This window comes from Bradyrhizobium sp. JR4.3, assembly GCF_040547695.1.
In the GTDB taxonomy this organism is placed as follows: domain Bacteria; phylum Pseudomonadota; class Alphaproteobacteria; order Rhizobiales; family Xanthobacteraceae; genus Bradyrhizobium; species Bradyrhizobium canariense.
On sequence record NZ_JBEPQF010000001.1, the window covers coordinates 142,880 to 168,014 of the forward strand.

The 25,135-nt window shown below is 64.7% G+C and carries 28 protein-coding genes and 1 pseudogene; 14 read left to right on the forward strand and 15 right to left on the reverse strand.

Annotated features, from left to right (window positions below):
• Positions 1–130 precede the first annotated feature (130 nt).
• From ABIB91_RS00730 to ABIB91_RS00750, 5 genes are all read left to right on the forward strand, one after another.
• Positions 131–901 carry a MotA/TolQ/ExbB proton channel family protein gene (locus tag ABIB91_RS00730; RefSeq protein WP_354159087.1) on the forward strand — a complete coding sequence of 257 codons (771 nt, stop codon included), beginning with the start codon at positions 131–133 and terminating at the stop codon, positions 899–901.
• Complete coding sequence (locus ABIB91_RS00735) at positions 898–1,584, forward strand: DUF2135 domain-containing protein (protein ID WP_354159085.1); 687 nt, start codon at positions 898–900, stop codon at positions 1,582–1,584. Before ABIB91_RS00730 ends, ABIB91_RS00735 begins: the two co-directional genes overlap by 4 nt.
• Complete coding sequence (locus ABIB91_RS00740) at positions 1,577–2,182, forward strand: hypothetical protein (protein ID WP_354159083.1); 606 nt, start codon at positions 1,577–1,579, stop codon at positions 2,180–2,182. Before ABIB91_RS00735 ends, ABIB91_RS00740 begins: the two co-directional genes overlap by 8 nt.
• A gap of 117 nt (positions 2,183–2,299) precedes the next feature.
• A complete protein-coding gene (locus tag ABIB91_RS00745) occupies positions 2,300–3,040 on the forward strand; it encodes a metallophosphoesterase family protein (protein WP_354128090.1) in 741 nt (246 codons plus the stop codon).
• Between the two features lie 6 nt (positions 3,041–3,046).
• Complete coding sequence (locus tag ABIB91_RS00750; RefSeq protein WP_354159081.1) at positions 3,047–4,471, forward strand: protein kinase domain-containing protein; 1,425 nt, start codon at positions 3,047–3,049, stop codon at positions 4,469–4,471.
• 24 nt (positions 4,472–4,495) lie between these two features.
• On the opposite strand, the gene ABIB91_RS00755 is transcribed toward ABIB91_RS00750, so the two are convergent.
• From ABIB91_RS00755 to rpe, 4 genes are all read right to left on the reverse strand, one after another.
• Entirely contained in the window at positions 4,496–4,687 is a 192-nt protein-coding gene (locus ABIB91_RS00755; protein ID WP_007602380.1) for a hypothetical protein, read from the reverse strand.
• A gap of 21 nt (positions 4,688–4,708) precedes the next feature.
• Positions 4,709–4,885 (reverse strand): hypothetical protein, encoded by a 177-nt coding sequence (locus ABIB91_RS00760; RefSeq protein ID WP_354159078.1) that lies wholly within the window; start codon positions 4,883–4,885, stop codon positions 4,709–4,711.
• A gap of 4 nt (positions 4,886–4,889) precedes the next feature.
• The gene (locus tag ABIB91_RS00765) at positions 4,890–5,030 is read right to left on the reverse strand and encodes a hypothetical protein (protein WP_007602382.1); all 141 of its coding nucleotides are present in this window, start codon (positions 5,028–5,030) and stop codon (positions 4,890–4,892) included.
• A gap of 150 nt (positions 5,031–5,180) precedes the next feature.
• Positions 5,181–5,882 (reverse strand): ribulose-phosphate 3-epimerase, encoded by a 702-nt coding sequence (gene rpe / locus ABIB91_RS00770; RefSeq protein ID WP_007602383.1) that lies wholly within the window; start codon positions 5,880–5,882, stop codon positions 5,181–5,183.
• Positions 5,883–6,132: 250 nt separating this feature from the next.
• Between rpe and ABIB91_RS00775 the strand changes: the two genes are divergently transcribed.
• Positions 6,133–6,927 carry an EF-hand domain-containing protein gene (locus tag ABIB91_RS00775; protein ID WP_354159076.1) on the forward strand — a complete coding sequence of 265 codons (795 nt, stop codon included), beginning with the start codon at positions 6,133–6,135 and terminating at the stop codon, positions 6,925–6,927.
• 143 nt (positions 6,928–7,070) lie between these two features.
• Here ABIB91_RS00775 and ABIB91_RS41680 read toward each other — a convergent pair.
• The 3 genes and pseudogenes from ABIB91_RS41680 to ABIB91_RS00790 form a co-directional block, all read right to left on the reverse strand.
• Positions 7,071–7,151 (reverse strand): annotated as a pseudogene (locus tag ABIB91_RS41680) (KTSC domain-containing protein); the annotation flags it as partial.
• Between the two features lie 50 nt (positions 7,152–7,201).
• Complete coding sequence (locus ABIB91_RS00785; RefSeq protein ID WP_354159075.1) at positions 7,202–8,197, reverse strand: P1 family peptidase; 996 nt, start codon at positions 8,195–8,197, stop codon at positions 7,202–7,204.
• 58 nt (positions 8,198–8,255) lie between these two features.
• Positions 8,256–11,066, reverse strand: a complete 2,811-nt coding sequence (locus ABIB91_RS00790) for a PAS domain S-box protein (RefSeq protein WP_354159073.1) — start codon at positions 11,064–11,066, stop codon at positions 8,256–8,258.
• Between the two features lie 239 nt (positions 11,067–11,305).
• Between ABIB91_RS00790 and ABIB91_RS00795 the strand changes: the two genes are divergently transcribed.
• The gene (locus ABIB91_RS00795) at positions 11,306–11,692 is read left to right on the forward strand and encodes a response regulator (protein WP_354159071.1); all 387 of its coding nucleotides are present in this window, start codon (positions 11,306–11,308) and stop codon (positions 11,690–11,692) included.
• 82 nt (positions 11,693–11,774) lie between these two features.
• Here the strand turns inward: ABIB91_RS00795 and ABIB91_RS00800 are convergent, their stop codons facing one another.
• From ABIB91_RS00800 to ABIB91_RS00820, 5 genes are all read right to left on the reverse strand, one after another.
• On the reverse strand, positions 11,775–12,893 hold the full coding sequence (locus ABIB91_RS00800) for a branched-chain amino acid ABC transporter substrate-binding protein (protein WP_007602405.1): 1,119 nt from the start codon (positions 12,891–12,893) through the stop codon (positions 11,775–11,777).
• Between the two features lie 159 nt (positions 12,894–13,052).
• Complete coding sequence (locus ABIB91_RS00805; RefSeq protein ID WP_354159069.1) at positions 13,053–13,793, reverse strand: ABC transporter ATP-binding protein; 741 nt, start codon at positions 13,791–13,793, stop codon at positions 13,053–13,055.
• Positions 13,790–14,623 (reverse strand): ABC transporter ATP-binding protein, encoded by an 834-nt coding sequence (locus tag ABIB91_RS00810; RefSeq protein WP_007602409.1) that lies wholly within the window; start codon positions 14,621–14,623, stop codon positions 13,790–13,792. Before ABIB91_RS00810 ends, ABIB91_RS00805 begins: the two co-directional genes overlap by 4 nt.
• A complete protein-coding gene (gene livM / locus ABIB91_RS00815) occupies positions 14,620–15,924 on the reverse strand; it encodes a high-affinity branched-chain amino acid ABC transporter permease LivM (protein WP_502916943.1) in 1,305 nt (434 codons plus the stop codon). Before livM ends, ABIB91_RS00810 begins: the two co-directional genes overlap by 4 nt.
• 24 nt (positions 15,925–15,948) lie before the next feature.
• The gene (locus ABIB91_RS00820) at positions 15,949–16,866 is read right to left on the reverse strand and encodes an ABC transporter permease subunit (protein ID WP_354159066.1); all 918 of its coding nucleotides are present in this window, start codon (positions 16,864–16,866) and stop codon (positions 15,949–15,951) included.
• A gap of 343 nt (positions 16,867–17,209) precedes the next feature.
• Between ABIB91_RS00820 and ABIB91_RS00825 the strand changes: the two genes are divergently transcribed.
• Positions 17,210–17,746, forward strand: a complete 537-nt coding sequence (locus ABIB91_RS00825) for a hypothetical protein (RefSeq protein WP_354159064.1) — start codon at positions 17,210–17,212, stop codon at positions 17,744–17,746.
• Here the strand turns inward: ABIB91_RS00825 and ABIB91_RS00830 are convergent.
• The 3 genes from ABIB91_RS00830 to ABIB91_RS00840 form a co-directional block, all read right to left on the reverse strand.
• A complete protein-coding gene (locus tag ABIB91_RS00830) occupies positions 17,708–18,100 on the reverse strand; it encodes a carboxymuconolactone decarboxylase family protein (protein WP_354159062.1) in 393 nt (130 codons plus the stop codon). The two genes, ABIB91_RS00825 and ABIB91_RS00830, sit on opposite strands and share 39 nt — an antisense overlap.
• A gap of 103 nt (positions 18,101–18,203) precedes the next feature.
• Complete coding sequence (gene pcaD / locus ABIB91_RS00835) at positions 18,204–18,986, reverse strand: 3-oxoadipate enol-lactonase (RefSeq protein ID WP_007602415.1); 783 nt, start codon at positions 18,984–18,986, stop codon at positions 18,204–18,206.
• Between the two features lie 35 nt (positions 18,987–19,021).
• Positions 19,022–20,377, reverse strand: coding sequence for a 3-carboxy-cis,cis-muconate cycloisomerase (locus ABIB91_RS00840; protein WP_354159060.1), 1,356 nt, complete (start codon positions 20,375–20,377; stop codon positions 19,022–19,024).
• Between the two features lie 179 nt (positions 20,378–20,556).
• On the opposite strand from ABIB91_RS00840, the gene ABIB91_RS00845 reads away from it, so the two are divergent.
• The 6 genes from ABIB91_RS00845 to ABIB91_RS00870 all read left to right on the forward strand — a co-directional run bounded on the left by ABIB91_RS00845 (position 20,557) and on the right by ABIB91_RS00870 (position 25,133).
• The gene (locus ABIB91_RS00845) at positions 20,557–21,003 is read left to right on the forward strand and encodes an SRPBCC family protein (protein ID WP_007602417.1); all 447 of its coding nucleotides are present in this window, start codon (positions 20,557–20,559) and stop codon (positions 21,001–21,003) included.
• 164 nt (positions 21,004–21,167) lie between these two features.
• Positions 21,168–21,653 carry a (2Fe-2S)-binding protein gene (locus ABIB91_RS00850; RefSeq protein ID WP_354159058.1) on the forward strand — a complete coding sequence of 162 codons (486 nt, stop codon included), beginning with the start codon at positions 21,168–21,170 and terminating at the stop codon, positions 21,651–21,653.
• Positions 21,654–21,686: 33 nt separating this feature from the next.
• Positions 21,687–22,493: an FAD binding domain-containing protein gene (locus tag ABIB91_RS00855; RefSeq protein WP_007602419.1), complete on the forward strand. Its 807-nt coding sequence runs from the start codon at positions 21,687–21,689 to the stop codon at positions 22,491–22,493.
• A gap of 61 nt (positions 22,494–22,554) precedes the next feature.
• A complete protein-coding gene (locus ABIB91_RS00860) occupies positions 22,555–23,475 on the forward strand; it encodes an AAA family ATPase (protein ID WP_219684944.1) in 921 nt (306 codons plus the stop codon).
• Positions 23,476–23,597: 122 nt separating this feature from the next.
• Positions 23,598–24,800, forward strand: coding sequence for a vWA domain-containing protein (locus ABIB91_RS00865; RefSeq protein WP_354159055.1), 1,203 nt, complete (start codon positions 23,598–23,600; stop codon positions 24,798–24,800).
• A 9-nt stretch (positions 24,801–24,809) separates the two neighbouring features.
• Positions 24,810–25,133, forward strand: coding sequence for an XdhC family protein (locus ABIB91_RS00870; RefSeq protein ID WP_007602422.1), 324 nt, complete (start codon positions 24,810–24,812; stop codon positions 25,131–25,133).
• The last annotated feature ends 2 nt before the right edge of the window (positions 25,134–25,135 follow it).

A 25,135-nucleotide genomic window follows, 5' to 3' on the forward strand; every position in this document is an offset into this window, starting at 1 on the left:
TTGCCAATTGCGAGGCACGGCAAGTTGGCAGCTCGGGCAAATTTCCCAAGCCGGATTGGGCATGGCTCTTTGGACCGGGCGCGGCGGCTTTGATCTAATGGGCGGAATTCACGGCCAGGAGCGGTGCAGCATGAGTTCGATGACGATTGGGCCGATCGCGGGGCCTGCTGCCGACCCATCCGAGCGTAGCGCGCTCCTGTTCTGGATGATCTTCACCGGGCTTTCGATCTTCGCCGTCGTGCTGCTGTGGCGGTTCGGCCTGATCCGTCTGATGCTGACCTCGGACCGGACCTACATTTCCAGCGTGATCGCGCTGCTCTATGTCGTCACTTGTGGTCACTGCTTCCTGCGTACGCGGGCCATCGCCCGTGAGGGCGCGGCGGCCCGGCGCTGCCGCGCGGTGCTTGCGGCGCCCGAGGGCGGCAGGGCGCTGGACGCCGGCGCAGCGGCGCTACCACGCGGACTGGTGCGGGACCACATCGAGAGCCTCGTGACCAAGGCCGCGGCGCAGGACTACCGCCCGGTCGACCAGACGCTGTTGCTGCGAACGCTCGCCGACCGGCTGCGCGGCTCCAACGGCTTCGGGGCCTTCGTCTCGGATACGCTGATGAAGCTCGGCCTGCTCGGCACCATCGTCGGCTTCATCATCATGCTGGCGCCGATCGCGGGGCTGGATGCCGCCGACAAGGTCGCGATGCGATCCTCAATGGGACTAATGAGCGACGGCATGGCGGTCGCGATGTACACGACTCTGGCGGGCCTGGTCGGTTCGATCCTGGTCCGCATCCAGTATTACATGCTGGATGCCGCGACCCAGAAGGTGTTCTCGGATGCGGTGGTGCTGACCGAGACCTATGTGACGCCGGTGCTGGAGCGCAAGGGTTTTGGAATCGCGCCATGATGGATGATTTCGGTCTCTATCCGCGCGAGGAGCCGTTCGACCCGCTGGGCGTGATGCTGTTCAAGGCGCTCCAGGTGATCGCTTTCCTGTTCTTCCTCGCGCTGCTCGCGGTCTCGCCGGACGCCAAGGACGGCAAGATCGATTCCAAGGCCGAGTTCATGATCACGCTGGACTGGCCGGACAGCCACCCCGACGATCTCGACCTGTTCGTGCAGGATCCCGCCGGCAACATCGCCTGGTATCGCCACCGCGAGGCCGGCTTCCTCACGCTCGATCGCGACGACCGGGGCGGAGCCAACGACTTCATCGTCGTCAACGGCAAGAAGATTGCCTCGCCGATTCGCGAGGAGATCGTCACGGTGCGCGGCATCATTGCCGGCGAATACACCGTCAATGTCTCACATTTCGTCGCGACGACCGGCGAACCCGTCACGGCCAATGTGAAGGTGCAAAAACTCAATCCGACGGCGCAGGTGATCTTCGATAACAAGTTCACGGTCGATCACACCGGCGACGAGAAGACCGCGGTGCGGTTCCGGCTCGATGCCGAAGGCAAGGTCGTCAATGTGGACCAGCGGCCGAAATCGCTGCTGGAGACGTTCCGCAGCGGCTGGCGCAACGGCGCCGATCTCGACCCGAACACCGGTGTGAGCAAGAACGCTGTGAGAGTGCGCCGTGACTAGCTTGCAGACGGTCATCCTCACGCTATCGATAGCCTACGCCGTCATCGGCGCGCTGCTGCTGGTCGTGCTCGTCTATGCGCGGCTGCACTGGTCGTTCAAGGCGGTCGCGGTGGTCGTGACCAGCGCCTTCTATGTCGTCAGCTTCACGGAAATGCGCGGGCTGCTCGGCTGGGCCAGCGCCGACCGGCTGCCGGTCTCCTTCAAGCTGCTGAAGGCCCGCATCGTCGAGCCGCATTCGCTCGAGGGCGATCCCGGCTCGATCTATCTCTGGGTCGAGCAGCTCGACGAGGACAATCGGCCGAGCGGCATCCCGCGCGCCTTTCGTGTGCCCTACAATGACAGGCTGGCCGACAAGACCCACGCGGCGGAGAACGAGATCGCGCTGGGACATCCGCAAGGCGGCCGGGCCGCCGATTTCGGCGGCGGCGATGGCAGCCTGATCGACATGGTCAGAGAGTATGTGACGCCCAAGACCATCATGGAGACGAGCGGCGGCGATTCCTCGACCGGCGAATTCGCGGCACCCCCGGTCGGCGCGCAAGGCGCCGTGTTCACCCCGATTCCGCCGCCCCGGATGCCGCCGAAGGACGAGCAATAGGCTCTTCACCATCGCGACAGGGCAGCGCTGGCAAACCGCGCGCCGCTGGCGCATGTTCTTGACCTCCCTCAATTTGGCCTTATCGGCTCCCAATAAGGTTCGAGGGGTGGAGGGTGCGTGCTTCTCGCTGTCTTCTCGGATATTCACGGCAACCGGCAGGCGTTCGAGGCGTGCCTGAAGGTCGCGCGGGCGCGTGGCGCCGAGCGCTTTATCTTGCTTGGCGACTTCGTCGGCTATGGCGCCGATCCGGAATGGGTGGTGGATACCGCGATGGAGCTGGTTGCCCAGGGCGCCGTCGCCGTGCGCGGCAATCATGACCAGGCGGTGAATTCCTCCGCCGAGACCATGAATGCCGAGGCGCAAATCGCGATCGAATGGACGCGCGGCCGGCTCGACACCGCGCAGCGGCGGTTCCTGGCGGAATTGCCGATGCTGGTGGAGGACGGCGATCGTCTGTTCGTGCATTCGGAAGCCTCCAGCCCCCGAAGCTGGCACTATGTCCGATCGACCGCCGACGCCGCCAAAAGCCTGATCGCGACGCCGGCTCATGTCACCTTCTGCGGCCACATCCACCGCCCGGCGATCTATTCGATGTCGGTGACGGCGAAGATGTCGGGACTCGTGCCCAAGACCGACGTCTCCGTACCGCTGCTGCGCGGGCGGCAATGGCTTGCTGTGCTCGGCTCGGTCGGCCAGCCGCGCGATAGCGATCCATCCGCGGCTTTCGCGCTGTTCGACACGGTCTCGTGCCAGATCACCTATTGCCGCGCGCCCTACGACGTCGAGACGGCCGCGAACCGGATCCGTGAGAACGGCCTGCCGCATTGGCTCGCCGACCGGCTGTCGCAGGGGCGCTAGAGGCCGATGCCGAAACCCCTCGTCAAATCAGGCGCAGCGATCGACGGCTACACGATCGGCGAATGCGTCCATGCCGGCGGAATGGCGACGCTGTGGACCGTCACCCGTCCCGGCCTCGACGTGCCGCTGCTGATGAAAATTCCGCGGGTGTCGGAGGGCGAGGACCCTGCCGCGATCGTCTCCTTCGAGATGGAGATGATGATCCTGCCGCGGCTGGCCGGGCCGCACGTGCCCTCATGTTTCGGCACCGGCGATTTCGCCCACCAGGCCTATGTCGTGATCGAGCGCATCTCCGGGACCACGCTTTACAAGCGGTTGCCCGACCTGCCGCTGCCGTATGACGAGGCGCGGCAGCTCGTCGCCAGGATCGCGACGGGGCTCGCGGATTTGCACCGGCAGAACGTGATCCATCACGACATCAAGCCGAGCAGCATCATGTTCCGCGAGAGCGGCGAGGCGGTGCTGATCGACTATGGCCTGTCGCATCACAACCATCTGCCGGACCTGTTGCAGGAGGAATTCCGCCTTCCTTACGGCACCGCGCCCTATATGGCGCCGGAACGGCTGTCGGGGGTGCGCGACGATCCGCGCAGCGATCTGTTCTCGCTGGGCGTGCTGCTCTATTTCTTCACGACCGGCGAGCGGCCGTTCGGCGAGGGCGAGACGCTGCGTGCGATGCGGCGCCGGCTATGGCGCGATCCGCACCCGCCGCGCTCGCTTCGCGCCGACTATCCGCCCTGGCTCCAGGAGGTGGCGCTGCGGTGCCTCGAGATCGAGCCGGTGCGGCGCTATCCGACGGCGTCGCAGCTCGCCTTCGATCTGACCCATCCGGACCAAATCAGGCTCACGATGCGCTCGGAGCGAATGAAGCGCGATCCGCTCAGCGTCGCATGGCGCCGCCGGTTCAACCAGGGGGGCATGGCGCCCCGCGCGAAATCGGATGTCGCAGCCCAAATCGCATCGAGCCCGATCGTTGCGGTCGCGCTCGATACGGCGGATGGCGAGCCGGAGTTGAACGAGGCTCTGCGCATGACGACGGAACGCATTCTCGCCACGCTGCCGTCGGCGCGGCTCGCATGTCTCAACGTGCTGAAGCTCAACCGCATCGCGATCGACAGGACGCTGGATGAGCAGGGCTCCAACAAGCATATCGACCGGTTGGTGGCGCTCAGGCACTGGGCCACTCCGCTCAAGCTGGATGAGAGCCGGCTGTCGGCTCACGTACTGGAAGCCGTCGATCCCGCGGCGGCCATCCTGGAGTTTTGCGAGGTCAACCACGTCGACCACGTCATCATCGGCGCGCGGCAGGGCTCGTTCCGGCGCACGCTGCTCGGCAGCGTCTCGGCCAAGGTGGCCTCGGAAGCGGCCTGCACCGTCACCGTGGTCCGGCCGCCGCGAATGGCTGCGGATGCGGGCGAGGAGGTCGGATAGGGCCGCGCTCTGGATCGTGGAGGTTCAGGCCGCGTGAGCGGTGTGGACGGAGCGCTTACGACGGATCGGCCAGGAGAATTGCGGGCCGGGCTCGCCGTGATCCGCGCTGCCGCCGAAGAACTGGATGATCTCGCGGCAGGGCTCGCAGTTGAACAGATTACGCGACGCGGATGCCTTGGTCATTTCCTTCAGGCAGTTCGGGCAATGCGGCTTCATGAGCTTGGTCCAGAAAAGAATTCATTGCCGGCGCGGTGACCGGAGCGGGTGATCCAGGCCCGTCTCGGGCCCGGTGTCGTCGCGCATCTCGCCTTCGGTGCGTTCGAGCCGACCGAAGAAAAAATCGAGGTCAGGATGCGGGCGCCGCGGGATGCGGCACCGGCGCTTCGGCTGACGCTTCACGAACTCGATCTGCATGGGGTCAGGCCCGATACCAGTCGCGACGAGCGATGCGGGTCGAGCGAGCCGAGACCTTCACCGGTCCGGCCGATGGACCAAACACAACAAACGCACAAAAACCAAGCCACAACGCCACGCCAGTCCAAACCAGGGTCGTCGTCATGATGTGCTCCCGCGAAAACAGGCAAGAATCACTAGCGGTGATTTGCGCGAATCAGGGAAGCCCGGAGGAGTACGGATCAAGGTTGCAAATTTAGGCATTGCGCGCCGCAGCACCCGTAGAAGCCGCACGTCTGCGGAGCCGAGCGGGCCCTCAGATCGCCTCGCCGCGTGCAGCCGCGGCGGCGTTGCGGATCGCGGCGATGTTGGTCTTGTAGGCGTCCTGCGTGCCGCCCCTGAACACGGACGTGCCGGCGACGAAGGCGTTGGCCCCGGCCGCGGCCAGGGGACCTGCGACGTCGGCGCCGACGCCGCCATCGACCTCGATGTCGATCGGGCGGCCCGCTGTCATTGCGCGGATGTCGCGGATCTTGCCGATCGCGGAGGGGATGAAGGCCTGGCCGCCGAAGCCGGGATTGACCGACATCACCAGCACGAGGTCGACCAGGTCCAGGACGTATTCGAGTGCGCTGATCGGCGTGCCCGGATTGAGCGAAACGCCGGCCTTCTTGCCGAGTGCGCGGATCGCCTGAAGCGAGCGGTGCAGATGAGGACCGGCCTCGGCATGCACGGTGATGTGGTCGCAGCCGGCTTTCGCGAAGGCCTCGAGATAGGGGTCGCAGGGCGAGATCATCAGATGCGCGTCGAAGATCTTCTTGGTGTGCGGACGCATCGCCTTGATGACGTCGGGGCCATACGAGATGTTGGGAACGAAGTGCCCGTCCATGACGTCGAGATGGATCCAGTCGGCTCCGGCGGCGTCCACGGCGCGCACCTCCTCGCCGAGCCTGGAGAAATCCGAAGCCAGGATCGAGGGCGCGATTGCCAGGGGGCGGGGAGCGAAGGCTTGGGTCATGGCGGTTTCCCGTGGCGGCCGTGAAAGATGGACTCGCCTAACATGGGCCTCTCAGCCGGGCAATGCAGGGGCGGCGTGCTTCCTGTGGGCGGAAATTTCTGCCGCGCCCGGCATGAATTGCCGGTGTTCCCGGCCGTGCAAAGTGCGGTGAAAGCGGATTTCATTGAGCTTTTTGCGCTGGCACGGCGCTTGCTGACTTCACCTGAACAGAACATTGGCCGCGGCATGCCGCATCGGTTGGAGTTGTGCAATGTTGTTCGCTCTTGGGGCCGTATCGAGCGCGCTCGACGCGATCCAGTCGCTGACAAATTCGAAATCGTCCTCGTCGACGCAGAAGACGGGGTCCTCGCAAAAGCCTGCGACCAATCCGTTCGCGATCGACAGCGGCAGCAACAGCACGACCGGCGCGACCTCGTCGGTCAATGCGGGCAAAACCCCGCAGATCTCGCCGGAGACGATGAACGCGCTGTTCGTCGCGCAGAGCCAATCCTCGGACAGCACCGGCAGCGCCGCCAGCTCGACCTCGTCGAGTTCGACGTCCTCGTCCTCGACGCGCCGCGACGCCGCCCTGAAGGATCTGTTCTCGCAGATCGATGGGGACGGCGACGGCAAGATCACCAAATCGGAATTCGAGAATGCGCTCGGTGCCGGCGGCACCAACCTCGCGCAGGCCGACGACGTTTTCTCGAAGCTGGATTCGAACACGGACGGCAGCGTCAGCCTCGATGAGATGTCGAAGGCGCTGAAGAGCGGCCATCGCGGCCACCATCACGCGCAAGGTGCGGGCGATGCGTCCGGCAGCGGCTCGGATTCCTCCTCGCAGGCCAAGGGCGGCTCGACCTCGACCTCGACGACCGGCGCCGACGGATCGACCACCACCACCGTCACCTACGCCGACGGCTTCAAGATGTCGACGACGGTCCCGGGCGCCTCCAGCTCTCGTAATTCGGCGTACGATCTGTTCGCGCAGTTGATGCAGCGGCAGGGCGGGCAGGGACAAGGCGCCTCAGCGACTGCAGGTTCATCGATGTCGATGAGCGTGTAACCCTGCTCACGGCTAGCCCGCATATTCGTGAGTGATGTCACGGTAGACATACCGATCGCGGATCTCTTGATTGAAGAAGGTACCTTTGAGCGCGCGGCCTTGAATGCGGCGGCGACCTCGGGCGGGAGGTCCTCGTAGACATAGAGGCGTCCGCTGACGAAAGTCACTTTCAGTTCGCGCGTCGCGGGCGCATAGCGGACAAACCGGATCACGGAAGACGGCATGGCGGTGCGCCTCGTTCCCTCGGGGTAACGCCGTTTCCGCCATTTCGTTTCTAGCCGAACCGATCCTTCCACGCCGGCAGTGCGCCGGCAAACGGCAGGGCCGTCGCATTATAGACGCCGCGAGCGATCGCGCGTGCGACCACGTTGGCGGCGACGGTTCCGAGCTCGGTGAGGCCAACCAGCGGCTCGATCGGCTTCTCGCCCGTTGCGGCGGCGAACAGCACGTCGCCATCGGTTGGAGCATGCACCGGATAAATCGCACGGGCGAACCCGGTATGCGCGATCATCGCAAGCCGCTTGGCCTGGGCCTTGGTCAGCATGGCATCGGTAACGACGAGGCCGATCGTGGTGTTCTCACGCGCGCTCGCGGCGGGTCCGCCCTTGATGCGCATCGCCAGCATGTCCGGCGTGAACGCGGACGGCAGACCGCGCCCGCCGAACTCGCCGTTCTCCTCGAACGGCGCAGCCCAGAACCAAGGCCCTTCGCCAACGGTTGTGCTGCCGACCGCGTTGACGACCATGATCGCTGCGACCTTGATACCATTGGCCAGGACCGCGGAGGCCGACCCCAGTCCGCCCTTGAAGGTTGCGGTGGTGGCTCCAAGGCCGGCGCCGACGCTGCCCAGTGCGAAATCGTCGCTGGCGGCCAACGCTGCGGCGTAGCCGAGATCGCGATAGGGCGCGAAGCGTCCCCAGGCCTTGTCGCCACCGTTGAGCAGGTCGAAAACGATCGCGCCCGGCACGATCGGAATCACCGCCTCGCGAATCCGCAAGCCGCGGCCTTGTTCGGCGAGCCAGGCCTGGATGCCGCCGCCGGCGTCGATTCCAAAGGCGGAGCCGCCGGACAGCGCAATCGCGTCAACGCGATCGACGGTGCTGGCGAGGTCGAGCAACGCGTCTTCGCGCGTGCCGGGTCCGCCGCCGCGAACATCGATGGCCGCAACCGCTGGGGCGTCGAAGATGATCGCGGTCGTGCCAGTGGCGATTTTCGCATCCTCGGCATGGCCGACGCGGACGCCGGCGATATCGGTGAGAAGGTTTTTCAAGGCGGCTCCGCAGGCTGAAAGGCGTTCGCTTCAGCGATATCGCAGGGATGCCGCAGGCTCAACCCGCGAGCGCGGTCCGCAGCATCTTGGCGAGTTCGGACTTGCGGTAGGGCTTCGCCAGCAGCAGCACGCCGGAATCGAGCCGCCCGTGATGGACGATAGCGTTCTCGGTGTAGCCCGAGGTGAACAGCGTCTTCAAATCGGGGCGGCGGCGAGCCGCCTCGTCGGCGAGCTGGCGGCCGTTCATGTTGCCGGGCATGATGACGTCCGTGAACAGCAGGTCGATGTTCTTGTCGGCGTCGATGATGACGAGGGCCTCGGCCGCGTTGGCGGCTTCGAGGGCGGTATAGCCGAGGCTCTTGATCTGAGTCACGACATATTGCCGTACCAGCGCGTCGTCCTCGACGATCAGGATCTTTTCGCGGCCGCCGGTGACGGGTGCGTTCTGGAGCGCCTCGAAATCGGTCTCCTGCACGCCGCTCGAGCGCGGCAGGTAGATCTTCACGCTCGTGCCGTGGCCTTCCTCGCTGTAGATCTTGATGTGTCCGCCGGACTGCTTGACGAAGCCGAACACCATGCTGAGCCCGAGGCCGGTGCCCTTGCCGACCTCCTTCGTGGTGAAGAAGGGATCGAACACCCGGTCCATCAACTCCGGCGGGATTCCGGAGCCGGTATCGCTGACGGCGATCATGACGTAATTGCCGGCCACCACGTCGGGATTCATGCTGGCATAGCCGTCGTCGAGGAAGATGTTGCGGGTCTCCAGCACCAGCGTGCCGCCGTCGGGCATGGCATCGCGCGCGTTCAGCGCGAGATTGAGGATCGCGGTGGAAAGCTGGCCGGGGTCGATCAGTGCCGGCCACGCATCCTCGGTGAGCTGCGGCATGATGGTGATCTGCTCGCCGAGCGTGGGATGCAGCAGCTTTGCGGCCTCGAGCGTCAATGCGTTGACGTCGATTTCGCGCGGCTGGAGCGGCTGCTTGCGGGCGAAGGCGAGCAGATGCTTGGTCAGTTGCGCGCCGCGCTCGGCGGCGTCGTCGATCAGCTTGGTGATGGCGGCGAGTTCGGGACGGTCAGCGACGGCGTCCGCCAAAATGCCGATGGTGCCGGTGATGACGGTCAGCACATTGTTGAAGTCGTGCGCGACACCGCCGGTCAGTTGACCGATGGAATCCATCTTCTGGACGTGCCTGAACTGCGCCTCGGCTGCCTGCTTCTCGGTGAGGTCGCGGCCGATGAAGAAATGGCGCTTGACCGGCTCGGACCAGGTGCCCATCCAGTTCAGCGTGACCTCGTGACCGTCGTAATGGTAGTAGCGTGCCTCGAAGCTGCGCTTGACCGCGCCACGCCGCGCCGCGCGCATCTCGTCGCGCGTCTTCTGGAGGTCATCGGGATGAATGAACTCGGTGGCGCTGTGCCCGATCATGTCTTCCGGATTCAAGCCGAGAATGGTCTTCACGCTCGGGCTGACCTGGATGAAATTGCCAAAACCGTCGGTGACCAGGATCAGGTCCTGTGAGGTCTCGAAGATCCGCTCCCGCTCCTCGACCTCGCGGCGCAGTTTTTCTCGTGCCTGCTTCTCTTCCGTGATGTCGTGGGCGATCTTGGAGGCGCCGATGATCTCTCCGCTGGCTGTTTTGAGCGGAGAAACATTGAGGACGACATCGACGCGCCGGCCGTCCTTGCGGATGCGGACCGTCTCGTGCTGGGCGATCGTTTCGTTGCCGCCGACCCGGTTCAGGATACCCCTGACCTCGGCCTTGCGGTCCTCCGGCACGATGATGTCGATGGGCTGCCCGATGGCCTCCGCGGCGGCATAGCCGAACAGATGTTCGGCGGCCTTGTTCCAGCCCGTGATGACGCCGTCGAGCGTCTTCGTGATGATGGCATCATTGGCGGATTCGACGACGGCGCCGTACAGGGCAAGGCGCTTGCCGTAGTAGTCGCGATCCAATGCCGACTGCTGGCGCAGCCTGCCGACGAGGCCCAGCGTGTGCGCCTGGAGGCGGACATTTTCGATCAGGAGCACCGCAAGCACGAAGGTCGCCGCGCAAAGGCCGTAGACACGACCGGCGTAGAAGCCGAGATCGAAGCGCGCGACGTTGACGATCGCCGACAGCGCGATGTCGAACAGCCATGCGCACATCACCACCATGAGCCATACATCGATGACCGAATGCGGACGGCGGAACCACAGCGAGACCAGCGCGGCGAAGCTCAAGGACCAGACAAAGGACACCACGCCGATCATGATTTGCGTGTAACGGCCATCGCGCAGCAGGACCGGAAGCAGGTCGTGCTGGGCAGTGACGGCCCAGGTCAAGACGATCATGACCGCGACGACGCCGACCACGCTGGCGTAGATCGCCTTGCTTGCCGAGCCCGCGATCCTGGCGCCGCCCTCGGCCTCCTTCAGCCAGGCATAGGCCAGCACACAGAGTGGGAAGCCGCCGTGCCAGATCATGTAGAGCCAGACCGTGGTCTGCTGGTTGGCCCCCAGCAACCCGGTCGGCGAAAAGAGTCCGGGGAAGGTGAGGGCGTGGACCACGGCCGCGGCGGCGGTGAACAGATAGCCGGCCGCGAGCACGAGCAGCGCGCGGGTCCTGAGCACCGCAAACTGCGACAACAGCAGGACCGCCGTCACGATGTCCGCGACGACGAGAGCGGATTGATAGCTCGCGACGAAGGCTGGCACAGGCAGCAGCGGGATACCTGCGAAGGGCACGGCCATTGCGAACAGGATCGAGGAGACGCCCACGATCGTCAATGCTGCGGTGCGGTCTTTAGGGGTGGCCGGCAGCGTCGAAAGGAATGTGTTCCGATCGGTCGGTGCGGACACGTGCAGCTCTCGCAGATCGGTCTTGAGCATTTTTGCCAATCTCATTTGGCTTAATCAGTTTCCGTCCATGGTAGCGGGTTCTGGGCACGCATCATGACAAAACCCACCGCGACTCAACCGAAGGTTACAGCTTACTTAATTTTGGGGGGAACGCGCACAGGGGATCGGGTAAGATGCGCTTTACTGGACGGTGCTATAATGCTCTCCCGTTGCTACGGGTTCCAGGTTTGAATCAGGCATTTTGATTTCGCGATCCGGGAGTTGTTCCTATGCCCCGCGTTCTCATCATCGACGACCAGAAGGACGTCCGGGCGATGGTCGCGATCGTGCTGCGCGTCAACCGTTACGACGTCGTTGAGGCCGATAGCGGCGCAGCCGGGGTAAAAGCCTTCACCGAGGCCCGCTTCGATGCGGCAATCGTGGACATTTTCCTCGGCGATACCAGCGGCGTCGAGGTCATCGCGACCCTGCGCGAGCTTGCACCGACCCTCCCGGTCGTTGCCGTGTCGGGGATGACGGCGCTGGATTTCATGGAACAATCGCCTCACCTTGCCAACGTGGTCTGCCTGCAAAAGCCGTTTCGGCCGAACGATCTTCTTCAAGCGCTAAGGAAGGCCCAAGTCGCGGCGGACGGCGCGCTGCCCGCAGCCGTCTGATCCTGACGCAGGAAGAAACGCCCCGGGGCAAGCCGGGGCGCGATGATGATTTGATGAGGCCTTCAGGCCCCGGCAACCGTGCTTAGGTGCCGTTGCCGCTGATCGCGGCGTAGCCGCCCTTGGCGTCCCATTTGTAGACGACGTAGTCGAGCTGCTTGATGTCGCCCTTGGCGTCATACTCGATCGGCCCGATCACGGTGTCCCACTTGCCGGCCTTGATGGCCGCCATGACCTTCTTGGCATCTGTGGTGCCGGCCTTCTTGGCCGCCTGCGACCAGACCTGCATCGCCGCATAGGTGTAGAGCGTGTAGCCCTCGGGATCGATGTTCTTGGCCTTAAAGGCCTCGACGATCTTCTTCGCGGTCGGCTTGTTGCGCGGATCGGGGCCGAAGGTGAACAGCGTGCCTTCGCCGGCCGGGCCGGTGATGGAGGCGTATTCCTTGTCGGCGAGCGCGTCGCCGGCCATCAGCACGGTCTTGAGGCCCTGGTCGCGCATCTGGCGCAAGATTAGGCCGCTCTCCTGATGGTAGCCCCCGACATAGACGAGATCGATGTTGTCGCGCTTCAGTCGCGAGACGATCGCGTTGAAGTCCTTGTCGCCCTTATTGTAGGACTCGTACATCTTCTCGGTGACGCCCGCCTTGTTGAGCGCCTTCTTGGTCTCGTCCGCAAGACCCTTGCCGTAGGTGGTCTTGTCGTTGAGGATGGCGATGTTCTTGCCCTTGTAGTTCTTGGCGATGTACTGGGCGGCGACCAGGCCCTGCTGGTCGTCGCGGCCGCAGACGCGCGCCACGTTCCACAGTCCGCTATCGGTGAACTTCGGATTGGTGGAGGCGGGAGTAATCTGGAGCACGTTGCCGTCGGCATAGGCTTCCGACGCCGGGATCGACGACGACGAGCAATAATGCCCGGCCACGAACGGGATTTTCGCGCCGGCGATCTTCTCGGCGATCGAGCGCGCCTGCTTCGGATCGCAGGCGTCGTCCTCGACGGACAGCGCGAGCTTCTTGCCATTGAGACCGCCGGCGGCGTTGATGTCGGCTACGGCCATCTCGGCGCCGTTCTTCATCTGGCGGCCGAAAGCGGACTCGCCGCCGGTCATCGGACCTGCGACTGCGACGGTGACATCCTGCGCGAATGCTGCGCTCGACAGCGCGATCGATGCGCCGAATGCCAGACCGATGAGCTTCAGTGATTTCATGAGATACCTCGAGGGTGGTCGCCTGTGGAAGTTACCGGGCATACCCGGTTCAAACCGGCGCCATTCTTGAATGAATTCGAGGAGAAGTCACCGGCAAAATACGGGCATGGGCAGAGATATCTCGCCACATTCGGCAGCACGGGTTCGCCTTGGGCGGCCTCAACCGTGCCGGCCGCCTTCCAGGTAGGCGGCGCGAATCTCGGGGCGCTGCAACAACTCGGCGCCGGTCCCGGCCAGCGTGATCAGGCCATTGACCATGACATAGCCGCGATGGGCGAGCTTGAGCGCATGGTTGGCGTTCTGCTCGACGATCAGCACGGTCAGGCCATCCTGCCGGTTCAGGGTGCGGATCGCATCGAAAATCTGGCGCGCGATCAGCGGCGCCAGACCGAGCGAGGGCTCGTCGAGCAGGAGCAGGCGAGGACGGCTCATCAAGGCGCGGCCGATGGCCAGCATCTGCTGCTCGCCGCCGGACAGGGTTCCGCCACGCTGGCCGTAGCGTTCCTTCAGCCGCGGAAACAGCGTGAACACGCGTTGTAGCGTCGCCTCGCGTTCCGCGTCGGTGCATTCGGTGGCGTCCGCCCCCATCTGGAGATTTTCCGCCACGCTCATGCGCGGGAAGATGCGGCGGCCTTCCGGCGATTGCGCGATGCGCAAATGCGCGATCTCGTGGGTGGGCACTTCGGTGATGTCACGGCCTTCGTACAGGATCTGGCCGGCGCGGGCGCGCGGCTTGCCGAAGATCGTCATCATTAGTGTCGATTTGCCGGCACCATTGGCGCCGATCAGCGCCACGATCTCGCCGGCATTGATATCGAGGTCGACGCCTTTCAGCGCCTCGATCTTGCCGTAGGAGGCGCGAAGGCCGTGGACCGCGAGCAGGGCAGTGGGCGATGTCACGACCCGCTCTCCATCACGGCCACCGCCTCTTCCTCATCGGTGCCGAGATAAGCGGCGATCACCTTTGGATCGTCGCGAACCTCGCGCGGGGAGCCTTCAGAGATCTTCACACCGTGGTCCATCACCACGATGTGGTCGGAGATCTCCATCACCACAGACATGTCGTGCTCGATCAGCAGGATCGAGGTGCCGAGCTCGTTGCGGATCGACAGCAGCAGTTCGCTCAGGGCGGCACTCTCGCGCGCATTGAGGCCGGCGGCGGGTTCGTCCAGGCACAAGAGCGCGGGTTCGGTGCACATCGCGCGTGCGATCTCGAGCCGTCGCTGGTCGCCATAGGCAAAATTACCGGCGGCATCGTCGGCGCGGTCGAGCAAATTGACCCGCTTGAGCCAGTCGGTGGCGAGATCGATCGCGCGTTTCTCGGCGCCGCGGTAGACGGGCGCGCCAATGAGCCCGAGCAAGGTGAAGCCGGAGGCGCGCATCAGCGCGTTGTGCTGCGCCACCATCAGGTTTTCCAGCGCGGTCATGCCGGGAAACAGGCGGATATTCTGGAAGGTGCGGGCGACCTTGGCCTGCTTGGCGATGCGGAAATCGTTCAGCCGTTCCAGCGCGATCACCTTGCCGTCGTCATGGCTGAGGCGGATGGCGCCGCCGCTCGGCTTGTAGAACCCGGTGATGCAGTTGAAGACCGTCGTCTTACCGGCACCGTTGGGTCCGATCAGCGCGGTGATCTTGTTCCGCTCTGCAGCAAACGACAGGTCCTGGACTGCGACGATGCCGCCGAAGCGCATGGTGAGCCGGTCGACCTCGAGAATCTGGTCGCGGCTCATCCGTGCCCCTCCTTGACGAGGTCGGATGAGATCGCGTGGGCCTTGGTCAGGTACACGGTCGGCGCGCGATGGCCGATCAGGCCGCGCGGCCGCCAGATCATGATCAGCACCATGGCCATGCCGAACACCAGCATGCGGTAGCTCTCGAGGCTGCGGAACAGCTCGAAGCCCCCGATCATGGCGAGCGCGGAGAGCGCCACGCCAAGCTGCGAGCCCATGCCGCCGAGCACGACGATGGCGAGCACCAGCGCCGATTCCTGGAAGGTGAAGGATTCCGGGCTGATGAAGCCCTGGCGGGTCGCGAAGAACGCGCCGGCAAAGCCGCCGAACATCGCACCGGTCGCGAATGCCGTGAGCTTGGTGGTCGTGGTGTTGATGCCGAGCGCACGGCAGGCGACCTCGTCCTCGCGCAGGGCTTCCCAGGCGCGGCCGATCGGCAGGCGGCGCAGCCGGATCGTCACCCAGTTGGTGAGCAGCGCGAGCGCCAGGATCAGGTAGAACAGGAAGACGATGCGGTGGGTCGGCGAATATTCGATGCCGAGCCTGGCGGCGAGCCCGTTGTCGCTGTTGTCGAGGGGGATACCGAAGAAGGAGGGGCGGGGAATGCTGGAGACGCCGTTGGGCCCGCCTGTCAGATCCTGCCAATTGATGATGACGAGGCGGATGATCTCGCCGAAGGCGAGCGTCACGATGGCGAGATAGTCGCCGCGCAGGCGCAGCACGGGGAAGCCGAGCAGCACGCCCCAGAATGCGGCGAGGACGCCCGCTAGCGGCAGGCAGATCCAGAATGACCAGCCGAAATTGGTCGCGAGCAGCGCGTAAGAATAGGCGCCGACCGCATAGAAGGCGACGTAGCCGAGATCGAGCAGGCCGGCCAGCCCGACCACGACGTTCAGCCCCCAGCCAAGCATCACATAGGTGAGCACGAGGATGGCGAGATCGAGGATGTAGCGCTGGTCATAGAAGATCACGGGCACCAGCAGCGTGAAGATCAGGAGCGCCGGTGCGAGATAGCGGCCGAGGAACGACATTCCGCTCTGCACCGCCGGCGGCACCAGCTTCTCGGCGCCCGTTGGACCGATCCATTGCTTGAGCAGCTCGAGCACGATCGAACCGCCGAATACCGCGGCAACGAGGGAGGCGACATCGCCGAAGCGCGTCCAATAGGTGAGCTGGCCGTCGGAACCAGCTTCGGTGCGGACGCCGACCATCAGCGAGAACAGCACCAGCGCGATCAGCGCGTTGACGCAGGCGGTCTTCAGGAGAGCGGGGATGCCCGATGCAGTTTTGGCCGTATTGATCGAGGGAGTTTTCACGCGCGACCGTCAGACTTTTTCGACTTCGGGGCGGCCGAGCAGGCCGGTCGGCATGAAGATCAGCACGACGATCAGGATCGAGAACGCGGCGACGTCCTTGTATTCGACCGAGAAATAGGCCGACCAGAACGTCTCGATCAGCCCGATCGCCAGCCCCCCGAGCATGGCGCCGGGCAGCGAGCCGATGCCGCCGAGCACGGCCGCGGTGAACGCCTTGATGCCGGCGACGAAGCCCATGAAGAAATCGACCAGGCCGTAATAGAGCAGGTACATCAGGCCGGCCACTGCGGCGAGCGCAGCGCCGATCACGAAGGTCATGGAGATGGTGCGGTCGACGTTGACGCCGAGCAGCGCCGCCATGGTCTGGTCCTGCTCGCAGGCGCGCATGTCGCGCCCGAGCCGGGTGCGCGACACCAGCCAGGTGAAGATCGCCAGCAGCACGATGGTGGTGATGACCACCACGATCTGGATGTTGGAGAGCTGGATGATGAAGCCATCGGCGCTCTCGTGCAGCGTGTAGCCGCCGGTGATCACTGGCGGCACTGGCTTCACCCGCGCGCCTTGCGCCACCTGCGAATAGTTGGTCAGCACGAACGACATGCCGATCGCCGACAGCATCGGCGCGAGGCGGAAGGAGTGGCGCAGCGGACGGTAGGCGATGCGCTCGATGGTCCAGCCATACAGGGCGGTGACCGCCATCGAGACCAGGATCACGATCAAGAGGATCACCGGGACCGCAGTCAGGCCGGTCGAGACCAGGAGCAGGAAGGTGATCAGCGCGATGAAGCCGCCGATCATGAAGACATCGCCATGGGCGAAGTTGATCATGCCGACGATGCCGTAGACCATCGTGTAGCCGATCGCGATCAGCCCGTAGATCGAGCCGAGCACGAGGCCGTTGATGAGCTGCTGGGCGAAATAATCCATAGGCTGCCGTACCCAAATCTGACGCGGCTCAAAGGGAGCTCTTCGAGAGAGAGTGCTGGTTTCTTCTCGGGCCCCGGCAGCCCTTAAGCATTCTCGTTTTGTAACAGGAGGGAACTGGCGGCTGCAACCGGCCCCGCCTCCGCATCAAGGCTTTTACAGAGATCATTTGGCGCTCTGGTTCCCCCCGCATGGGCGGAACCGGTTCCCCCGGTGCCCCAATTGGAAGCCTGTGGGTGCCAGTTAAGGTAAACAAAGGGTTTAAATTGCCGCCACAGTCTGATGCGAGTTAGCTCCCGGCAAAGCCTTCCATCGAAGGCGCGGACCAAACGAAGCGGGAAGCGGCATGTTAGGAAACTGGCGGATCGGTTCGGTCAACGGCGCACTTCTGGCGGCCTATTTCATCCCGGCCTGGACCCTCGTCGCCTTCAACATCATGGTGGCGCCGGTGCACGGCCTCTATGAGCGGCCGAGCGTCGCAGTGGCGCTTTTCCTCAGCGACCATCTCCAGATGGCGGGGATGGACACGGTGCGCGCCGCCTGGCTGCTGGCACTGGGGCGACTGACGGTGGTGGCGTTCTTTGCGATCTACCTTGCGCTGCTCTGCATTCCCCGCATCCGCAAGAACGGGGGTAGCGACGAAGCGCTCGGCATTGCGCTCGCGATCGGCAGCCTGATCTCGTTTGCGAGCATGATCATGGCTTCGAAGGTCGGCGAGATGGCCGCGCTGCGGCTGCACGCCACCGAGCTCCTGCTCTTGCTCGGTGCCGCCATCGTAGTGGTGATCGAACGGCCCGAGGCGGCGCCCAAGATCGTTCAGAAGACGGTAGAGGCCACTCCGCCGCTAGGTCTTGAGCAGGCCGAGCTCCTGCACAATCGCTGAGGCTTCCTTGACGGCGTGGTTCGCCGCCGGCACGCCGCAATAGATCGCCTGCTGCAGCAGGATTTCCTTGATGTCGTCGGGCGTGAAGCCGCCCTCGGCGAGGGCCGCGCGCACATGCAGGCGGAATTCGTCCCATTGGCCAAGCGCAACCATGGTGCCGATAACCAGCACCCGCCGCGTGCGCTCGTCGAAATGCGGCCGCGTCCAGGTCTCGCCCCAGGCGTAGCGGGTGATCATGTCCTGGAAATCGGTGTTGAATGCATTGCGACCCGCGATCGACTTGTCGACCCAGGCATTGCCCAGCACTTTTCGGCGCACTTTCATGCCGGCATCGCGGCGTTTCTGGTCGTCCATTCTCTATCCTCCTCTCCGTCATTGCGAGGTAGCGAAGCAATCCAGTCTGTCACCGCGGAGGGATTTCTGGATTGCTTCGCTGCGCTCGCAATGACGGTTGTGACTAACGTTGCGTCAAAAAGCCCACCACCGCGTCGGTGAACGCGTGCGGCTGCTCGACATTGGAAATGTGGGCGGCGTCGATGATGGTCATGCTCGCGCCGGGAATGCTTGAGCGGATCAATTCACCCGCCGAAATCGGCGTCGCCATGTCGTGGCGGCCGGCGATCACCAGTGTCGGGCTCTTGATCTTCGGCAGCAGCGCGCGCTGGTCGAGCGTCGACAGCGCCTCGCAGCAGGCGAGATAGCCTTCGACCGGCGAGGCCAGCAGCATCGCCTTCATCCTGGCGGTGATGTCGGGCGCGCGCTCGCGGAAATCCTGGGTGAGCCAGCCGGCGATAACGGCATCGGCGACGGAAGCGATGCCGCCCTTCTTCACGGCGTCGATGCGCTCGAGCCATTTGGTTGGCTCGGCATAGTAGCAGGAGGTGTTGGCGAGGATGAGCTTGCCGAAGCGCTCCGGCGCGTTCGCGCCCAGCCATTGCCCGACCATGCCGCCCATCGACAGGCCGCACCAGTGCACTTTCTCGATATTGAGGTCGTCGAGGATGGCCAGCACGTCGCGGCCGAAGCGCTCCATCGTATAGGGGCCAGGCGGAACGTTGGACTTGCCGTGGCCGCGGCGGTCGTAGCGGATGACGCGGAATATCTGCGTCAGTGCCTTCATCTGCGGCTCCCACATCTGCAGCGTGCAGCCGAGCGAGTTTGACAGCATCAGCGTCGGCCCGCCGTCGCGGCCCTCGACGGAGACGTTGATCAGGCAACCGTCGGCATCGATCATGGGCATGCGGGCGTCTCCGTTTATTTGCGCTCAGGACTGTTTTATTCGCGTTCGAGGCTGTCGAGCAGACGGTCGATCAGGGCTTGGGAAGCGCCTTGATAGGCCATCGGCTCGAACAACGCCGCAATTTTTTCCGGCGAAAGATGCGCAGTGACCTGCGAATCGGCTGCGAGCACCTCGCGCAGATGCTTCTTCTCGACGACCGCGCGCTTGCTCGCGGCTTCGACGAGATGATGCGCATCGCTCTTGCCGATCGTCTCGGCCAGCGCGAAGGTGACCGCTTCCGCCATGATCAGGCCGTGGGTCGCATCGAGATTGCTGCGCATGCGCGCCGCATCGACATCGAGTCCTTCCGCGATGTCGACTATGGCTGCGAGGGCACCGGAGGTGACCAGCATCAATTGCGGCAGCGTCGGCCATTCCGCGTGCCACGGGCCAGCGCTGCGCTCATGGTCCTGCACCTGGGCCGCGAAAATCGTCGCGGCGAGCTGCGGCGCCATGGTTGCGCAGCCGAGCGCACTTGCGGCCGCGACCGGGTTGCGCTTGTGCGGCATGGTCGAGGAGCCGCCGCGGCCTTCCCCTGCCGGCTCGAACGCCTCGGCAACGTCGGTCTGCATCAGCAGCGAGACGTCGCGCGCGATCTTGCCGCAGCTTCCGGCGAGAATCGCAAAGCTCGACGCGGCTTCCGCGATGCGGTCGCGATGGGTGTGCCAGGGCGCTTCGGGCAGCGGCAGGTTCAGCTCCTGCGCCAGCCGTTCGGAAACGACGAGCCCCTTGTCGCCAAGGGCTGCAAGCGTGCCGGCCGCGCCGCCGAATTGCAGTGCGAGGCCCTCGCGGGAGAGCCGCCTGAGGCGGCAGCGGGCGCGGGCGAGGCTTGCGGCATATTCGGCGGCCTTCAGGCCGAACGGCATCGGCAGGGCGTGCTGGAGCCAGGTTCGCGCCACCATTGCCGTGTTGCGGTGGGCCCGCGCCAGTGCGGCAAAGCCCTTGATGGCGCGGCTGAGATCGGCGTCCAATGCATCGATGCCGGCGCGAAGCGTGAGCATGGTCGCGGTGTCGATGACGTCCTGGCTGGTCGCGCCCCAATGCACGTAGCGGGCGGCCTCTGCGTCGGCCCTGCCGACATTGGCGGTCAGAATCTTGACCAGGGGGATCGCGAGATTGCCGGATCGAGTGGCGGCCTCGGCCAGCGCGGCCATGTCAAAGACATCGGCCTTGCACGCGGTTTCGATCGGGCCCACCGCGGACGCGGGAATCACACCCGTGGCCGCCTCGGCTCGGGCCAGTGCTGCCTCGAAATCGAGCATGTTCTGGAGGGTCGACCGGTCGTCGCAGACCGCGCGCATGGCCACGCTCGACAGCATCGGCGCGAGCAGGGGGGAGAGGGATGTGCTCATATTGTGCGGGACCTAACCACCATGGCCCGCCTGTGCCAATCCCAAACCGGCGGCGCAAGCTTTTTGCAGTTGCGAATATGCATTGCACGTGACCGAGGCCACCCTTTCTTTTGCCGCCTCCGTGCGGTACTTGAGCTGCCTTATAGTTTAGTTGCGCGATCCATCCCGGGAGGCACCCAATGGCCATGACGATGAACGGCGAAGTCCAGCTTGCGGCGCCGCGCGAGGCCGTGTGGGCCAAGCTCAACGATGCCGAGGTGCTAAAGGCCTGCATCCCCGGCTGCGAGGAGCTGGAGAAGACCGAGGATGGCGGCTTTCGTGCGACGGCGAAAATGAAGGTCGGCCCGGTGTCGGCGCGCTTCAAGGGCAAGGTCACGCTGTCCGATCTCGATCCGCCGAACGGCTACAAGATCTCCGGCGAAGGCGAGGGCGGGGTGGCTGGGTTCGCCAAGGGAGGCGCCGTGGTCAAGCTTGCGGAGAAGGACGGCGGTACGCTTTTGTCCTACGAGGTCGAGGCGCAGATCGGCGGCAAGTTGGCGCAGCTCGGCCAGCGCCTGATCAACGGCGCCGCCAAGAAACTGGCCGACGAATTTTTCGCGAACTTCGCCAAGGCGGTACAGGGCTGAGGGCCGATACCTCAAGCATTGCGCCTTCCGGCATATCGCGTTTTGTCATGGCGCCTTGCATTCCCGGTGATGTTGCCCCGGGGCATAATGGCCCATATGATGGGTCGGAATAATTATAAGAACCGCTTCGACGGGACCCGTCGGGGCGCTGATAGAGAGTGCTTATGGCAAAAATCTCCCTCATCGTGAACGGCAATCCTGTCACGGCCAACGTCGATCCCCGCACCCTGCTGGTGCAGTTCCTGCGCGAGAATCTGCGGCTCACCGGCACCCATGTCGGCTGCGACACCTCGCAGTGCGGCGCCTGCGTCGTGCATCTGGACGGCAAGGCCGTGAAGTCCTGCACCACGCTCGCCGTGATGGCCGATGGCCACGAGGTCAAGACGATCGAGGGGTTGGCCGCCGACGGCGCGCCGCTGCATCCGATGCAGGAGGCCTTCCGCGAACACCATGGACTGCAGTGCGGCTTCTGCACGCCCGGCATGATCATGACCGCGATCGACATCGTCCATCGCAAGGGCAGCGAGCTCGACGACCACACCATCCGCGAGGAGCTGGAAGGCAATCTCTGCCGCTGCACCGGCTACCAGAACATCGTCACCTCGATCTCCGCCGGCGCCAAGGCGATGGCGAAATCCGATCTCGCGTAAATCGCGCGCGCACTCTGCGATCAGGACATTCAGATGTACGACTTCAAATACCATCGCCCCGGGACCGTTCGGCAGGCCGCCAACCTCCTGGTGAAGAACGAAGACGCCAAGGTGATCGCCGGCGGCCACACGCTGATTCCCGTCATGAAGCAGCGCCTCGCCAGCCCGCCGCATCTGGTCGACCTCTCCCATATCGATGGGCTCAACACGATCGAGATGAAGGGCCGCGCGCTCGTGATCGGTGCCACCGCCAGGCATGCCGAGGTCGCAACCTCGGCTATCGTCGGCGAGGCGATCCCGGCGCTCGCGAACCTTGCCGGCCAGATCGGCGATCCCGCCGTGCGCCACAAGGGCACGATCGGCGGCTCGCTCGCCAACAACGATCCGACTGCCGACTATCCGGCTGCCGTGTTGGCGCTGGGCGCCACCATCGTCACCAACAAGCGCCGCCTCAAGGCAGAGGAGTATTTCCAAGGCCTGTTCACGACGGCGCTCGAAGCCGACGAGATCATCACCAAGGTGATGTTCCCGCTGCCGAAGAAGGCGGCCTATATCAAGTTCCGCAACCAGGCCTCGCGTTACGCGCTGGTCGGCGTGTTCGTGGCGCGGCGTCCCTCCGACGTGCGCGTCGCGGTCACCGGCGCCGGCTCCGAAGGCGTGTTCCGTGTCACCGCGTTCGAGGAAGCCCTGAAAAAGCGCTTCGCCGCAAAAGCGCTTGACGGCATCGAGGTGCCGGCGGACGGCCTCAACAGCGACATCCATGGCAGCGCCGAATACCGCGCGCACCTCATCGGCGTGCTGACGCGGCGTGCCCTCGACGCCGCCAACGCCAAGGAGTGAGTGATCCTCACGCCTCGGCCCAAACTTGTCCCGGTGAGGGCGTAGCGAGACTGGCTTTTTCATGACCTCAGTGGCCAACACGTCCGGTGCCTTGCCGGCATCGGTCGATTCGATGCTCGAACTCCTGACGTCGCGCGGCTATCTCGCCGAGCGATCGCTGGCCACGGTGACCTATCTGTCGCTGCGCATGGGTCGGCCGCTGTTTCTGGAAGGCGAGGCCGGCGTCGGCAAGACCGAGATCGCAAAAGTGCTGTCGGCGGCACTGGGGCGGAAGCTGATCCGCCTGCAGTGTTACGAAGGCCTCGACGTCTCCTCGGCGGTCTACGAGTGGAATAGCGCCGCGCAGATGATCGCGATCCGGATGGCGGAAGCCGCCGGCGACACCGATCGCGATCAATTGTCGTCCGACATCTTCGCCGATCGCTACATGATCAAGCGACCGCTGCTCCAGGCGCTGGAGCCCGACGTCGCCGGGCCGCCGGTCCTTCTGATCGACGAGCTCGACCGCGCCGACGAGGCGTTCGAGGCGTATCTGCTCGAAATCCTCAGCGACTTCCAGGTGACGATTCCCGAATTCGGCACCGTGAAGGCGCCGAGCCCGCCGATTGTCATCATCACCTCCAACCGCACCCGCGAGATCCACGACGCGCTGAAGCGGCGCTGTCTCTATCACTGGGTCGATTATCCCGACGCGGATCGCGAGCTCGCGATCGTCAAGTCGCGCGTGCCGGGCATCTCCGCAAAATTGTCGCAGCAGGTCGTGCGCTTCGTCCAGGCACTACGCAATCAGGATTTCTACAAGTCGCCGGGCGTCGCCGAGACCATCGACTGGGCCACCGCACTGTCGGAGCTCGACGCCCGCTCGCTGACCCCGCAAGTGGTCGGCGACACGCTGGGCGCGCTGCTCAAATACCAGGATGACATCACGCGGATGCAGGGCGACACCTTGCAGAAGGTGCTGAAGGAAGCGACGAGCGACTAACTTGTCATTCCGGGTGCGACGAAGTCGCGAGCCCGGAATCCATTGTGCGGCGGGGATTATGGATAAATGGATTCCGGGTTCACGCTTCGCGTGCCCCGGAATGAAGGCAGAGACAGCAGACCATGGCCATCAATCACCTGGCGCCTGAGCAAACCGAGCAATTCGCCGACAACGTCGTGGGCTTCGCCCGCGCGCTGCGTTCGGCCGGCATGCCGGTTGGGCCGGGTGCGGTCATCGATGCCATGAGCGCGCTTGAGGTGATCGACATCGGCAAACGCGCCGACGTCTTCACCACGCTTGAGGCGATTTTCGTCAAGCGCCACGAGCATGCGCTGATCTTCAAGCAAGCCTTCAACCTGTTCTTCCGCGCCTCGGAAGAGTGGAAGCACATGCTGGATTCGGTGCCGTTGCCGGAGCAGGCCAAGAAGAAGCCGCAGGCAGGCTCGCGTCGTGTGCAGGAGGCGATGTCGCAGCCGCGCATGACGGAGACGCCGCAGCACCAGGAGCAGGATTTGCGCCTGTCGGTCTCCGACAAGGAAATCCTTCAGAAAAAGGATTTTGCGCAGATGAGCGCGGCCGAGATCACCGAAGCGCTCCGCGCCGTCGAGCGGATGCGGTTGCCGCAGGCCGAGCTTCTGACGCGTCGGCACCGGCCCGATCCCCGCGGCCTGCGCCTCGATCTCCGCCGCACACTGCGCGCCTCGTTGCGCACCGGCGGCGACATCATCGACATCCATCGCCTCGGGCGGATCGAGAAACCGGCCCCGATCGTCGCGCTGCTCGACATCTCGGGTTCTATGAGCGAGTACACCCGCCTGTTCCTGCATTTCCTGCATGCCATAGGGGACGCGCGAAAACGTGTCTCGGTGTTCCTGTTCGGCACTCGCCTCACCAACGTGACCCGGGCGCTGCGCCAGCGCGACCCTGACGAGGCGCTGGCGAGCTGCTCGGCCTCCGTCGAGGACTGGGCCGGCGGCACGCGGATCTCGGCGTCCCTGCACAATTTCAACAAATTGTGGGCGCGGCGCGTGCTGAGCCAGGGCGCCATCGTGCTGCTGATCTCCGACGGGCTCGAGCGGGAGGCCGATTCCAAGCTGGCCTTCGAGATGGACCGGCTGCACCGCTCCTGCCGGCGGCTGATCTGGCTCAACCCGCTGCTGCGGTTCGGCGGCTTCGAGGCCAAGGCGCAGGGCATCAAAATGATGCTCCCGCACGTTGACGAATTCCGTCCGGTACATAATTTGAGCTCGATCCAGGAGCTGATCATCACGCTCTCCGGGCCGCTGCCGCCGCATCACCGCAGCCTGATCCGCTCCGCAGCCTGAGAGGTAGCCATGCTCGATCGCGACGAGGATATTCTGAAGGCGGCGGAGGACTGGCAGAAGGCCGGCCGTGGCGTCGCGCTCGCCACCGTGGTGGAGACCTGGGGCTCGGCACCGCGTCCGGCGGGCTCGAGCCTCGTCATCAATGACGAGGGCACGTTCCTGGGGTCCGTCTCCGGCGGCTGCGTCGAGGGCGCCGTGGTCACCGAGGCCATGGACGTGATCCAGAGCGGCAAGCCCAGGATGCTGGAGTTTGGCGTTGCCGACGAGACTGCCTGGAATGTCGGGCTGTCCTGCGGCGGCACCATCCGCGTCTTCGTCGAGAAGGTCGGCTAGCC